Here is a 13,810-nt window from a genome sequence, read left to right as displayed (position 1 = left end):
AAAATTTATACTACATGTTTTTCTAGTGTCATCGTATAATCCTAGGATCAGTAAAAATATCGTATTCATCTCTACTTTGGCTTGAAAACTCGGAAATAACAGCTCCTTCAATACCAGCTTGAAACCAGTGTAAAGTATTAGGTTCAATGGTGTATTGATCCCCAGGTTTTAATATGATGTAGTGATCACATGTGTACCAGTTTTCGTCTCCTTTAGGTACCCGATATTTTTTTTGTTGATCTAATGTTAATGAATTATCGTCAACAAATAGCACAACCTCGCCATATCTACACCTAAATGTTTCTTTTTTTCCGGAAGATGAACCCACAGGAGGATGTTTATGTTCGGGACATGTTTGATGTGGAAACAAAATCAAATCTTTTGCGCAATATTCTGGTTCATTAATGTAGGTTATTAATTGAAGTCCTGTTTGCGGATAACTATCTAGATTGAATGTTGCTATTTCAATTTTTTCCTTTTCTTGATTACTCAATATGATATTTGCTTTGTCAAAAAACTCTAGTGTTTTAATGATGAAATGATTATTTTTCATGGTTTTCCTTTTATCTTAATCATGCAATATGATTAATTTAATACATTAATAATATTTTTATTTAAAAGAAATTTGAAAATATGATGTGTATCACATACAAAATAAATCTAATTGAGTATTATTTTTTCACTTAAATGAAATCGATTACATAAAAGAGGTTATTATGAAAGCATTAGTTCTAGTAGAAACTGGGAAGTTAGAAATTCAAGATTATTATAGTAATCATATTTTAGGCCCAGATGATGTTGAAATTAAAATTAATACCGTTGGTATTTGTGGCAGTGATGTGCATTATTTTACTCATGGTAGGATTGGTCCTTTTGTTGTTAACTCTCCTATGGTTTTAGGGCATGAGGCTTCGGGAACAGTTATTGCAAAAGGTGAAAATGTTAATCATCTCAATATAGGTGATAGGGTTTGCATGGAGCCAGGCATTCCTAATATGAATTCAAGTCAAACAATGGCAGGGATTTATAATTTAGATCCTGAGGTAAGATTTTGGGCTACGCCTCCGATTGATGGTTGTCTAAGAGATTCAGTGATTCACCCGGCTGCCTTCACTTTTAAGTTACCTGATAATGTCTCTTTTGAGGAAGGGGCATTAGTCGAACCTCTTGCTATTGGTATGCAATCTGCAACAAAAGCAAATATAAAGCCAGGCGATATTGGTCTTGTATTTGGTGCTGGCCCAATTGGAATAATTACAGCACTTTGTGCTTTAGCGGGTGGTTGTTCAGATGTGATCATATGCGATATTTTTGATGAAAAATTGAATGTAGCGAATAAATATCCAGGTTTACATCCAATAAATAGTAATAATTCTGAGGAATTAAAGCGAAAAGTTGAAGAATTAACTTCGAAGGAAGGGGTCAACGTACTATTTGAATGCTCAGGAGCAGCTGCTGTAATAAAAAAAGTTACGCAACACGTTGCTCCTGGTGGAACTATAGTTCTAGTAGGTATGCCAATAGATCCTGTTCCTGTGGATATTGTATCTGCTCAAGCAAAAGAGATAACATTTAAAACCATTTTTCGATACGCAAATATGTATCCAAGAACCATTCGGTTACTTGCTGCTAAAAAATTAAATGTAGGCCCTTTGATTAGTGCAAGATATAAATTTAAAGATAGTATAGAAGCTTTTGAAAGAGCAGCTAAAGGCTTGGGTTCTGATGTTAAAATCATTCTGGAAATGGAGTAATCTATGACTCTTTACCTAGGCGTTGACTGCGGAACTCAGAGCACAAAAGTTTTAGTTCTTGATACGCAAAATGAGCGAATTTTAGGACAAGCAAGTGCTCCCCATCAAATTATTTCTGATACAAATGGAAAAAGAGAGCAACTTGCAGAGTGGTGGACAACTGCATTTTCTGAAGCTTTTAATGAAGTGTTAACTCGAAATAAAATTGATTCAAGGCGTATCAGAGCTATTGGCATTTCAGGTCAACAGCATGGGTTTGTTCCCCTAGATGTCGATGGAAATGTTATAGCTCCAGTAAAGTTATGGTGTGATACGGAAACAGTCATTCAAAATGAATTGTTGATTGAATGTTTAGGGGGACAATCAAGTGCATTTAAAAAATTAGGTATTATTCCTCAAACTGGGTTTACGGTTTCTAAAATATTGTGGTTTAAACAAAAGTATCCTGAATTATGGAACAAGTTAGACAAAATATTACTTCCTCATGATTATCTGAATTATTGGTTAACCGGAAAATTATCCATGGAGTTTGGAGATGCATCAGGTACGGGCTTATTAAATGTTATAGATAAAAAGTGGAACCTTGAAGTTTTAGCCACTATATCTAGCGAACAAGACGTATTAGCGCTTTTACCTCAATTGAGTGAAGCGCAAAAAGTCATAGGTACTGTTAGCGCTGAAATTGCAAAGAAATTTAATTTAGATCCCTCAACTAAAGTATCAACTGGAGGGGGGGATAACATGATGGCTGCAATTGGCACTGGTAATATTGAACCAGGAATTACTACAATGAGTCTAGGTACTTCCGGCACTATTTTTACTTATTCTGATACTCCTGTTGTAAATCAGTCACAATCGATTGCCCAGTTTTGTTCTTCAACAAATGGTTGGTTGCCTTTAATATGTACGATGAACGTTACATCAGCTACATCTTCGATTCAAGAATTATTTAAAAAAGATATTGAACAATTCAATAGCGCCATATCTTCTGCCAATCCTGGAGCAGATGGAATTACTATTCTCCCTTTCTTTAACGGTGAAAGAACACCGGATTTGCCTACTGCAAAAGGGAGTATTCATGGTATTGATCTTACAAATCTGAGTGAATCCAATTTATGCAGGGCTGTTATAGAATCAGCTACATATGGTCTTAAATATGGTATTGAATTGTTCATTAGAGAGGGAATTCAAGTAGAAGAAATTAGACTTATTGGCGGTGGTTCAAAAAGTCAAATTTGGCGAGAAATAGTAGCTAATGTCACTGGAAAACCTGTTGTTTCTGTAATTAATGAAGAAGCTGCAGCATTAGGCGCTGCTATACAAGCTGTATGGTGTGATACGTTTGATGAAAATCTAAATGAATTCAACCAATTAAAAGCGCTGACAGATAAATATGTAACTTTAGACGAGACGTCAAGGATTTTTCCAAATAAAGAATTATCAGAGAGTTACGCCAAATTGTATCAAAATTATTTGAAACTATTAAAACATAATTTTCCTGAGGTTACTGTATGAAGCCCCTATTAGATAACGATTTGCCCTTATTACAAATTAAGGGCGTAAGTAAAAAATTCGGTAAAGTGCTTGCGCTGAAAAATGGAGAATTCACTCTGCAAAGAGGATCTATTCATGCACTATGTGGTGGTAATGGAGCAGGAAAATCAACATTTTTAAGTATATTAATGGGATTTATTGAGCCTGATGAAGGCCAAATACTTATTAATGGAGTAAAACATTCGTTTAAATCAGCAAAAGAAGCGATGGATGCAGGAATAACAATAGTTCAACAAGAATTGAGTGCCATACCAGACCTGACTGTTGCTGAAAATATTTGGTTAGGGAGAGAACCCACTAAAAAAGGACTAGTAGATTTTAAGATGCTAAATCTTCTTACTCAAACCCTATTGGATGATTTAGATTTTGATATATCGCCAACAGAAAAAATGCGTTATTTGAGTGTTGCAGAACAACAACTTGTTGAAATAGCAAAGGCCTTATCTCATGACAAGGCGGACATTATTATTATGGATGAACCAACATCTGCGATTGGAGAAGAAGATGCTCAAAAAATGTTTAGTGCATTAAAAAAGCTTGCTGATCTAGGTAAAGGTGTAATTTATGTTTCACATCGATTATCTGAAATTTTTCAAATTGCAGATAGCTATACTATTTTCAGAGATGGCCAATATATAACAGAGGGTGCTATTGATTCTATAAATCGTGAAAAACTCATAGAGTTAATTATTGGTAGAGAAATTAAAGATGAATTTGCAAAATTTAATCAACCTACTGATGAAGTGATTTTAGAGGTTAAAAACCTTAGTTGGGATAAAAAAATTAAATCAATATCCTTTGAATTAAAAAAGGGAGAAATTTTAGGATTTTACGGTTTAGTGGGTTCAGGAAGAACAGAGTGTTTAGATCTAATATTTGGTATTGAAAAGCCAAGTTATGGTGAAATAATCATTAAGAATAAGAAATTAAATAACATATCACCTAGCTCAGCAATAAAAAATGGTATAGCGTATTTAACCGAAGATCGTAAAGAAACAGGTTTAATGTTAGGTAGATCCATACGAGAAAATATTAATATCGCGTCTTTAGATGTTGTCAGCCAAAATGGATTTGTAAGTAAGGAATTAGAAGAAAAAAGAGCCCAAGATATCATAAAGCTATTTAATGTTAAAACCCTTGATGCAGATCAACCGGTTGGTAATTTAAGTGGTGGAAATCAGCAAAAAGTTGTTTTAGGTCGTTGGGCGCTTATTGAACCTACAGTTTTACTTCTTGATGAGCCTACAAGGGGAGTGGATGTGGGGGCTAAAAAAGAAATATACAAATTTATGTCAGAACTTGCACTTAAAGGTAAAGGGATCATCATGGTTTCTTCTGAACTGTCAGAAATTATTGGAATGAGCGATAGAATAATTGTATTTAAGGATGGGGAAATTGTAGGGGAACTCGAAACTAAAACAACTAATCAGAATGAGCTGATGAGATTAGCCGTTTAATTGTTACTTATTAAACTAAAGAGAAATTTACATGAATAGCATAAATAAAAACCTAGAAGGGCATATACCGAACTTATTTCAGCGGATGAACATACAGCGTTATGGGATAATAATAGCTTTTTTTGCATTGTGCATTATTGTAACAATAATTGGAGAAATTCAAATTTTAAGGGGAAAGTGGGATTATAACTATTTTTTGAGTCAAGGCAATATGTTGATAGTACTCAGACAACTCTCTATCAATGGAATTCTAGCAATTGGAATGACCTTCGTGATTATTACAGCAGGAGTTGACTTATCTGTTGGATCTGTACTTGCTTTAAGTAGTATTGTTGCGGCTAGGTTTGCTACAACAAATACAGGACTTTCCTGGACTGGAACTGTAGATGCAATCGCATTGCCGATTATTATTGCTCTTGGTATAGGTACTATCTGTGGACTAATCAATGGAACTATTTTATCGCGATTTAAGCTACAGCCATTTATTGTGACCATGGGCATGCTATCAGCTGCAAGAGGTTTAACGCTACTGTCCACAGATGGTAATCCAGTGTCTCAATTAAATGAAAATTTTAGATGGATAGGTAAAGGACATGTAATGGGCATTCCTGTTCCAGTTTTAATTTTAGTATTTGTGTTTATCTCTGCTTGGATTTTATTAAATAAAACAAAATTTGGGCGTTATGTTTATGCAGTGGGAGGTAACCCTAAAAGCGCAAGAACTTCAGGAATCAATGTAAATAAAATTAAAATTTTGGTATATACCCTTTGTGGTGCATTAGCCGGGATTGCTGGAATAATCTTAGCTGCTCGAACAGGTTCCGCACAAACAGATGCTGGCAATGCATATGAACTTGATGCAATCGCTGCAGTAGTTATAGGTGGTACAAGTATGTCTGGAGGGACTGGCTCTTTGGTAGGTACTTTATTTGGAATCCTCATTATTGGTGTTCTCAGTAATGCCCTGGATTTACTAGGGGTTACCTCATATTATCAACAAATTTTAAAAGGTGTTTTAATCGTAGTTGCTGTACTCATAGACTCTTCACGTAAAAGTAGTCGTGATTAGTATTAAATTATTATAATTTAGGAGCTTTAATATGAAAAAAATGACTAAAATTGCTTTATTAACAGCATCAATGTTCTTGGGGAGTTCTGTAACTCAGATGGCTCTTGCTGCTGAGAAACCAGTGAAAATAGCAATATTGATGTATGGTATGAAAGCTGAATTTGTACAATTAATGGAAAAATCAGCTAAAGAACATCCTGCTGTTAAAAGTGGCGATGCAGTAATTACTGTTTATGATGGCCGATATGATGCGTTGGTACAAAATAATCAAGCTGAAACTGCTATTCAAACACAAACAGATGCAATTATTATTAATCCTATGGATTTTGAAGCTAATATTGATGTAGTAACGATGGCGAATGAAGCCAATATACCGGTTATTGTAACTAATGCCCGTTTAAATACAGATAAGATGACTGCTGAGGTTGTCTCAGATGATGTTTTAGGCGGATACATGGAGGCTAAAGCTGTACTTGAAAAAATGAATTGCGAAGGAAACGTAGTTATTTTAGAAGGCCCTAAAGGTGGTAGTGGTGAAATTCAACGTGGTGAAGGTAATGAAAAAGCTATTGCAGAATGTGGCCCAGACAAAATTAAAATCCTTGAACGAAAAACAGCTAATTGGTCAAGGGCTGAAGCATTACCTTTAATGGAAAACTGGTTGCAAAAACACCAAGGGAAGATTGATGGTGTTATTGCTCAAAATGATGAGATGGCATTGGGTGCAATTGAAGCGATTAAAGCTGCAGGCTTAAATGTGAAAGATTTTTCAATTGCAGGCGTAGATGGTGTTTCTGATGCAATTCGCGCAGTTAAAGAGGGTGAAATGGTCTCTATATTACAGGATGCTAATGGTCAAATGCAAGGCTCAATTGATATTGCATTGAAGGCAGTGTTAGGAGAAAACTATGAACCACAATCTGAAATTTGGAAACAGTATGCAGAACAGCTCCAGTGGAATGAAGGAAAGGATAAAACCTATTCTATTCCATGGACTGTTGTTACTTCAGAAAATGCAGATCAGTTATTAAAATCAAGGAATTAAAAACTAATCTAAAATTATAATCCTAAGTTACCTATTTATAATGTACTATTTTCGTTCATTATAAATAGGTTTTTCATAAAAAAAATTGCTTTTTAAAATAGCAGAAAGATTTATTAATATAGTATTTCAAATATAAGCTCTGTCTTATCGTATCTTGTTTGGAATAATAATTACCGATTATTAGGATTATCTGTTTGTTTCTTCATACTATTCGTGATGCTTTTCTTATTCCCTTTGAGTTTAGTTCTGATTTGATGATCTAGACCAGCATAAATCATGAGTACTGTAGTCATTAAAAAGAATAATGCTTTTATGCGGCTTGGTTTTTTAACAATAAAAGATGAGGTCATGAATTAAGGAGCTTTTAAGAATCTGCCCCTCGCTCGCCTATAGTGGTATCATTTTCCTGTAATCATCTTTAGTTATAATAATAAGAGATAGGAGACTAAATTATGATGGCAGAATCTAAAAAAATTCTCGTTAACTTTACCCCATAGCAAAAGTTTTGAGTGCACGTTCTCGTACAGCTTGAGAGTGGATTACGGGCCACTTTTGCGGAACATCTGCATAATTGCTGTCTGTGTAATATCCTTCATATCCGTCACAAATAGGCATAAAAGCGGCTAAGTCTGGTCGGTTACTGACCGCTTTGGCGTCATTTGAAACTGACGACACACGCGTAATAAAGTATCGATTTTTCTCATGCAAAGACTGAATAGTCGCTTTAGTGTAAAGCGCTGAATCAGCGATTAAATATTGATTATTCTCTGCAGCTTTTAATGAATCTAGCTGAGATTTAATGATATCGTGGAAAGTCGATTTATCTTCAGCATTGCCACTGAGTGCTTCCAAATCGATTGGGATCTCAGCTTGATTTTCGGTTATTAAAGTCAGAATTGCTTGGTTGAGTTCAGGCCTATGATCTCGACTATATCCTTGAACAATGCGGATGAATTTATCTCTATCATCAGGCGTGTTGTTATTGTAAGCAGTGCCATCGACATGGGACCTAGTTAAGTCGAGATTGATCGCTTTAGGGTTAATTTTTAGAGTGTTAAGCGTTTTAATCGCAAGTTCATTGTAGAAGAAGAGACGCCATAATCAAATACGGCATAAAAGGTTCGGCCCAGCACATCATGGTTCAAATGTTCACTATAGATCCCAGGCGCAATAAGTAAATCAATAGGTTTATCAGCAAAGTATTCGGGGACTAAGTAGAGAGCATGAGAATGAAATCCTAGCGAATTACGCAACATCGCTGCAATTACTTGACCATGACTGACATCACAAGGCTTAGTTATTAGGAGTAACGCGATCAATATAGTCAACCAACCCAATCTGTTTAATAAAATCAGCAACCAATCCAAAATGGCCATAATCATATCGGGAATTGCCATTATGATTAATTATTTTTTATAATAATATCAATAATTTAATTAAATATCGTAATGCAGTTCACAAAAATACTTTTCAATTAATAATTTTTTGAACAGCGGAATGTGTGATTATCATTACTTAAAAGTAAATAATAAAAATCTACACATGGTAAACAGTTGTCAGCTGATGCAAAATCATCAGCGATATCACCATCCAATGCTTTAGCTTGCGTGGAACTCAGTCAGTGGTGTCGAATGAAAGGTATTTTTGAACATCAACTTTAGTCTTGAGAAAGGAAGTTTATTAAGAGTTAAGAACAGAAAAACAATAATAAATAAATTGCTTACTTAAAACACTAAAGGAAGTAAATAATACGCCAGAGGCTGAGCTAAAAAGAAGAATAAAGCATTAGCAGAAAGTGCCGTGTTGTTAGTACGTTCTAAAAAGTTTAATGCATTGATTTAGGAAGAGAAAAATTAACTGAAACCTCAACGAACCATAGCATATTAAAATTAATTACTGAAGTCATTTCTTCTAGGGCTAGGTCCTTTAAATGCTACGAGGCTATAGGGGACACTAGTATGCAATATACTCCAACGGATGAAGAATAAAAACTTTAATGTTTATTAAAATAATAGGTTAAAAAAATATTACGCTTATTATTTTGACCAATTCTGACAAACATTATAAAATTTAATGAACTATGTACGTTGTACGTTCTAAGGCTTTAACAAAAATAGTCTTTTCAATATGGCAAAAACTTAGACAATATTTTTAGGAAAATCAATACGAATACGTGTGTATTTTTTCCTATATCCCCCTAAATTTATCAATAGTGCTGATATTTTGTAATAATGTTAATCTTTGCATAAATATTCATAACATAACTATTACAGATAGGTCTGAATTAATACCTACTCTTGCTAGTCTATACTAGTTAGCCTACCAGCGACTTAATACAATATGCAAGCCATCTAATGCTTTATTTCACAACATACCATCGGATGTTTATATTTATGAAGCGGGTGGCTGTTTTAAATTATCTCTATATGCGCATTATTTAACTGTGATATTTCAAATTAAAAGTATTTTTTTAGTTTATGATGACTTAATATAGTATATCTATTTCCAGATATTTATTGTTCGATTATAGTACAACTGAGATCTTCAAGGGAAATCATTAAGATTGTATTATTAAAATAATATTTTTAATTTGAATGGGCTTGCATGTTCGATATCTATCAAAACGATATTTTAAAATTTTGATTTATTAATCAGCGTAACTGACTTTTTTATACTAAATTTTATCTGACTTGTTTGCTTTATTTGCTTTTATCATATGCAGACTTTATATGCGATAAGTTAGATATTTTTCGAATTTGTGGTTGTGATAGTACAACCCTATTGGATAAAAAATTTTTATGTACGAGTATAAACTAGTCGTATTATGATCAATTTAGTGCTGAAATAAATGAAGCTATCCATGTTAAGCTCTACACGCTTACATTTTTTGTGGCAATTTATGAGTTCAAAAAAATAAAAAACAATTAACTAAACATAGATATTTTAAATGGTAATAACCTAATGATTAACAAAGAAGATTTTTCTCAGCATACTCCGATGATGCGTCAGTATTTGTCGATAAAAGCTGAACACCCGAATGAATTGCTGTTCTATAGAATGGGTGACTTTTATGAGATGTTTTATGACGATGCCAAGAGAGGAGCTGCTCTACTTGATTTATCTCTTACTAAAAGGGGAGCAAGTAATGGTGAGCCGATACCCATGGCTGGAATTCCTTATCATGCAGCCGACAATTATCTTGCTAAATTAGTTGCTTTAGGTGAATCCGTTGCGATTTGCGAACAAATAGGTGATCCTGCTACTAGCAAAGGGCCTGTTGAAAGAAAAGTGACACGTATAGTCACACCAGGAACGATTACTGATGAAGCATTACTTGAAGATAAAAAAGATAATCTGCTAGTTGCAATTAATCCCCTTCAAAAAAGAACTAAAGAGATAGAAGCTCAATTTGGCCTTGCAACATTAGATATGACATCTGGACGTTTTATTGTTATGCAGCTTACTGGACTAGATGAACTAAGAGCGGAAATTATAAGACTATCTCCTGCTGAATTACTCTATCCTGAAGACTTTACGCTAGATTTTATCGGGGTAACTATTAAAGCTCCGAGAAGGCGGCCTCAATGGGAATTTGATCTAAAAACAGCTGTACTCACGCTTAATCAACATTTTGGAACACAAGATTTATCTGGATTTGGTATTGATGAAACCCAGTCGTTTATAAGCTCAGCCGGCGCTTTATTACAATATGTTAAAGATACCCAAAGGGCTTCTTTACCTCATATCCATTCTATTATTCTTCTTAAATTAGAAGATGAGGTTTTGCTTGATGCCGCTACACGCAAAAATCTAGAAATTACAGTTAATTTATCAGGTACATATGAAAATACTCTTGCTTCTGTTTTAGATAAATGCTCAACCGCGATGGGAAGTCGTATGCTAAAACGGTGGTTGCACGCCCCAACTCGAAAAAAGGAAACGTTACTTTTAAGACAAAGCATTATATCGACCTTACAACCTTTTACTGATGAATTGAGCCAGTGGCTCAGACAAATTGGAGATCTTGAGCGTATTTATGCTCGATTAGCATTAAGAACTATTCGTCCAAGGGATTTAGTTAGAGTAAGGGAAGCAATTGCTCTATTTCCAAAAATTCATGGCTTATTAGCGTCTATAAATGGAGAGAAACTTAATCGATTTAATGAGGCATTTATCGGGTTTGATGCAGTAGGCAAATTATTGAATGATGCGATCGTAGATTCTCCTCCTGTTTTAGTAAGGGATGGGGGAGTTATTGCGGATGGATATCATGCTGAGCTCGATGAGTATCGTGCATTATCAGCAGGTGCTACGGATTATCTTGATAAACTAGAAATAAGAGAAAGAGAAGCACTAGGGCTTGACACGTTAAAGGTGGGTTACAATGCTGTGCATGGTTATTTTATTCAGGTCAGTAGAGGACAAAGTGAAAAAGTTCCTATGCACTATATCCGTCGGCAAACGTTAAAAAATGCTGAACGCTACATTATCCCTGAGCTAAAAGAGTATGAGGATAAGGTTTTATCTTCAAAGGGTAAGTCACTAGCCATTGAAAAACAGTTGTATGAATTTATTATCGATTCGCTTATGCCTTTTCTGTCTCAATTTCAAAAAAGTGCTGAGCTAATTTCAGAGTTAGATGTACTTTGTAATCTAAGCGAACGCGCATTTACTTTAGACTATGTAAAACCTCATTTACAAGACAGTGAAGGTTTGGAAATTATTGGCGCAAGGCATCCTGTAGTTGAACAAGTGCTCAGTACGCCATTTATTCCTAATGATTTATATTTTGATGCGCAAAAAAGAATGCGTATTATTACAGGCCCCAATATGGGCGGAAAAAGCACTTATATGAGACAGACAGCTCTGATTGTTTTATTAGCTCATATTGGTAGCTTTGTGCCAGCTAAATCAGCAAAGATAGGCCCGATAGATAAAATTTTTACTAGAGTCGGTGCATCAGATGATTTAGCGTCTGGTCGTTCTACCTTTATGGTGGAAATGACGGAAACGGCTAATATCTTGCATAATGCTACTGAAAAAAGTTTAGTTTTGATGGATGAAATTGGACGAGGAACATCAACCTATGATGGACTTTCGTTAGCATTTGCTTGTGCAGAATCGCTTGCCTTAAATATTAAAGCTTGGACTTTATTTGCTACTCATTATTTTGAATTAACCCAACTACCTCAATTTATACCAACGATTGAAAACTACCATTTAGCGGCCAAAGAACACAAAGAAAACATTGTTTTTATGCATCAAGTTGAAGCGGGTGCTGCAAGTAAGAGTTATGGTATTGCTGTTGCTATGCTAGCTGGCCTACCTAAAGATGTTCTCAAACGAGCTAAGAAAAAATTACGTGAGTTAGAATCTACAGCTCAAAGAGTCTCTCTTTATCAAACCACTGAAGAGCAATTGCCACTGAATATAACAAATGATATTGAACAATATGGGGATGAGGAAAATCATGTAGTATTTACGCAAGAGCTAACTGAACTGATAGATCAAATTAAAACTGCCAATTTAGATGATTTGACACCTAAGATGGCATTAGAATTTTTGTATGACTTACAGAATAAAGCTAATGATATCTAATAAAAGTAATAGATTGGGACATTCTACTAGCAATCCATGCTCAGATAAGAAAAATTTTTAAATGCAATAAGCTTTTTAAAATATTGTTTAAAGTCAAAAGGCTAGTCACTTTTTTATATTATGATTAACGTGAATTATAGTTTTAAGTCTTTCTTTTTTAAACAGTTGAGTACTAACTACTTATTTTAGCCATAATAATATGTCTGGAGTTGCTTACTCGATTATATTGTTTTGATCTTTATCTATGGAGATAAATTCACCATGACAGTACTTCTTCCTTTTTTATATTTAATTATTGGTATGTTTCTGTCAAGGATGGGGGTAGATTTTAAGAAGCAAGCGTCCACGTTGTTGTCTAAAATTGTTATTCCACTCGTGATTATTTACAACATATTTGCGAGTGAACATGATTTTTTTGTCATCATAGTTGCCAGTTTTTTGATAATGGCCTTCATGCTGCAGCTAGCAAAACGATTAACTAAAGACCCAGTTGAAGAGCTCTGTTTTTGCTACCTTAATATAGGTTGGTTAGCTCTGCCTTTAGCTCATGCTATATTTGGTAATGAACCTGCATCTGTTATTTTAGCTTTTTATGTTGGGAGCTCTATTCAAGCAAATTTAGCCAGTGTTACTCTATTTTCTTCAAAGCTTACCTGGCAATCAAAGGTGGTGAAATTATTAAAAGCGCCTCATATCTGGGCTATATTAGTAGGCATTACTCTCATTCCTTTCAAAGAACCATTAATGCAGATGACTTTATGGCCTTATATAGGAATGAAATTTTTGATGAGTGCCTTAGGGATGATGATATTAGGGGCTTGGTTAATTAATACTAAGCTGAATTGGGATGATGTTAAAAGGTCATTTTATTTTTTTTGGATGAGGACTTTAGCCTTAGCTTTTTTTATCACAGGATTAATTCTCTTTTCTTACTGGCAATCAATTGACTTAATCACTAGAAACATAGCAGTACTTTATTTATTGTGTTTTCTTCCTCCTGCAGCTTATGTTGTTGTGCTTGAAACTCAGTTTTTAAAAACTGGTAAAAGCGCAAAGATAATAGCAAGTAGCACACTTATCAGTTTTGTTTTACTTGCTCTGTATATAGGTGCTTTAGTTTATTTTGAATGTATTTAAATTTTTATATATTCATTTTATGTTTAACTGACAGCAAATTACAGACAAAATATTTTCTAAATTATCTCACATGCTACATTAGGGCATTTGAACTTTATTAAAAGTGTACAGATACTGTGGTTTAATATCACTCGATCACTCAATCAATTATTTTCCCAGTGACATTTATGTTGTCATATAAGTGAAATCATAACGT

At 34.3% G+C, this 13,810-nt stretch carries 11 protein-coding genes; 7 read left to right on the top strand and 4 right to left on the bottom strand.

Features of this window, described 5'->3' with window-relative positions:
- Positions 1-28: 28 nt before the first annotated feature.
- The gene (locus ACFFIT_RS10915; RefSeq protein ID WP_385877702.1) at positions 29-553 is read right to left on the bottom strand and encodes a D-lyxose/D-mannose family sugar isomerase; all 525 of its coding nucleotides are present in this window, start codon (positions 551-553) and stop codon (positions 29-31) included.
- Positions 554-716: 163 nt separating this feature from the next.
- Here ACFFIT_RS10915 and ACFFIT_RS10910 point away from each other — a divergent pair, with 163 nt between their 5' ends.
- The 5 genes from ACFFIT_RS10910 (at position 717) to ACFFIT_RS10890 (ending at position 6,879) form a co-directional block, all read left to right on the top strand.
- A complete protein-coding gene (locus ACFFIT_RS10910) occupies positions 717-1,754 on the top strand; it encodes an NAD(P)-dependent alcohol dehydrogenase (protein ID WP_385877701.1) in 1,038 nt (345 codons plus the stop codon).
- 3 nt (positions 1,755-1,757) lie between these two features.
- Positions 1,758-3,269, top strand: a complete 1,512-nt coding sequence (gene xylB / locus ACFFIT_RS10905) for a xylulokinase (protein WP_385877700.1) — start codon at positions 1,758-1,760, stop codon at positions 3,267-3,269.
- Positions 3,266-4,765 (top strand): sugar ABC transporter ATP-binding protein, encoded by a 1,500-nt coding sequence (locus ACFFIT_RS10900; protein ID WP_385877699.1) that lies wholly within the window; start codon positions 3,266-3,268, stop codon positions 4,763-4,765. Before xylB ends, ACFFIT_RS10900 begins: the two co-directional genes overlap by 4 nt.
- Positions 4,766-4,850: 85 nt before the next feature.
- Positions 4,851-5,834, top strand: coding sequence for an ABC transporter permease (locus ACFFIT_RS10895; RefSeq protein ID WP_385877738.1), 984 nt, complete (start codon positions 4,851-4,853; stop codon positions 5,832-5,834).
- A gap of 31 nt (positions 5,835-5,865) precedes the next feature.
- Complete coding sequence (locus ACFFIT_RS10890) at positions 5,866-6,879, top strand: substrate-binding domain-containing protein (RefSeq protein ID WP_385877698.1); 1,014 nt, start codon at positions 5,866-5,868, stop codon at positions 6,877-6,879.
- A gap of 170 nt (positions 6,880-7,049) precedes the next feature.
- Here the strand turns inward: ACFFIT_RS10890 and ACFFIT_RS10885 are convergent, their stop codons facing one another.
- From ACFFIT_RS10885 to ACFFIT_RS10875, 3 genes are all read right to left on the bottom strand, one after another.
- On the bottom strand, positions 7,050-7,229 hold the full coding sequence (locus tag ACFFIT_RS10885) for a hypothetical protein (protein WP_385877697.1): 180 nt from the start codon (positions 7,227-7,229) through the stop codon (positions 7,050-7,052).
- A gap of 136 nt (positions 7,230-7,365) precedes the next feature.
- Entirely contained in the window at positions 7,366-7,908 is a 543-nt protein-coding gene (locus ACFFIT_RS10880) for an IS1634 family transposase (RefSeq protein ID WP_385877737.1), read from the bottom strand.
- Between the two features lie 17 nt (positions 7,909-7,925).
- The gene (locus tag ACFFIT_RS10875; RefSeq protein WP_385877696.1) at positions 7,926-8,276 is read right to left on the bottom strand and encodes a DUF4277 domain-containing protein; all 351 of its coding nucleotides are present in this window, start codon (positions 8,274-8,276) and stop codon (positions 7,926-7,928) included.
- Positions 8,277-9,840: 1,564 nt separating this feature from the next.
- On the opposite strand from ACFFIT_RS10875, the gene mutS reads away from it, so the two are divergent.
- Together mutS and ACFFIT_RS10865 are read left to right on the top strand one after the other, a co-directional pair.
- Positions 9,841-12,477, top strand: a complete 2,637-nt coding sequence (mutS, locus tag ACFFIT_RS10870; RefSeq protein ID WP_385877695.1) for a DNA mismatch repair protein MutS — start codon at positions 9,841-9,843, stop codon at positions 12,475-12,477.
- 261 nt (positions 12,478-12,738) lie between these two features.
- On the top strand, positions 12,739-13,614 hold the full coding sequence (locus ACFFIT_RS10865; RefSeq protein WP_385877694.1) for an AEC family transporter: 876 nt from the start codon (positions 12,739-12,741) through the stop codon (positions 13,612-13,614).
- Positions 13,615-13,810: the final 196 nt, after the last annotated feature.

It is taken from the genome of Thorsellia kenyensis, assembly GCF_042432445.1.
In the GTDB taxonomy this organism is placed as follows: domain Bacteria; phylum Pseudomonadota; class Gammaproteobacteria; order Enterobacterales; family Thorselliaceae; genus Thorsellia; species Thorsellia kenyensis.
The sequence above is the reverse complement of the archived record's forward strand: the minus strand, read 5'-3'. Positions and strand labels throughout refer to the sequence as shown.

Excerpts from the sequence above, each read along its gene's own strand:
- ACFFIT_RS10865 (WP_385877694.1), top strand. The coding sequence starts at position 12,739 with ATGACAGTACTTCTTCCTTTTTTATATTTAATTATTGGTATGTTTCTG.
- ACFFIT_RS10910 (WP_385877701.1), top strand. The coding sequence starts at position 717 with ATGAAAGCATTAGTTCTAGTAGAAACTGGGAAGTTAGAAATTCAAGAT.
- ACFFIT_RS10895 (WP_385877738.1), top strand. The coding sequence starts at position 4,851 with ATGAACATACAGCGTTATGGGATAATAATAGCTTTTTTTGCATTGTGC.
- ACFFIT_RS10900 (WP_385877699.1), top strand. The coding sequence starts at position 3,266 with ATGAAGCCCCTATTAGATAACGATTTGCCCTTATTACAAATTAAGGGC.
- ACFFIT_RS10890 (WP_385877698.1), top strand. The coding sequence starts at position 5,866 with ATGAAAAAAATGACTAAAATTGCTTTATTAACAGCATCAATGTTCTTG.
- ACFFIT_RS10915 (WP_385877702.1), bottom strand. The coding sequence starts at position 553 with ATGAAAAATAATCATTTCATCATTAAAACACTAGAGTTTTTTGACAAA.
- mutS (WP_385877695.1), top strand. The coding sequence starts at position 9,841 with ATGATTAACAAAGAAGATTTTTCTCAGCATACTCCGATGATGCGTCAG.
- ACFFIT_RS10885 (WP_385877697.1), bottom strand. The coding sequence starts at position 7,229 with ATGACCTCATCTTTTATTGTTAAAAAACCAAGCCGCATAAAAGCATTA.
- xylB (WP_385877700.1), top strand. The coding sequence starts at position 1,758 with ATGACTCTTTACCTAGGCGTTGACTGCGGAACTCAGAGCACAAAAGTT.
- ACFFIT_RS10875 (WP_385877696.1), bottom strand. The coding sequence starts at position 8,276 with ATGGCAATTCCCGATATGATTATGGCCATTTTGGATTGGTTGCTGATT.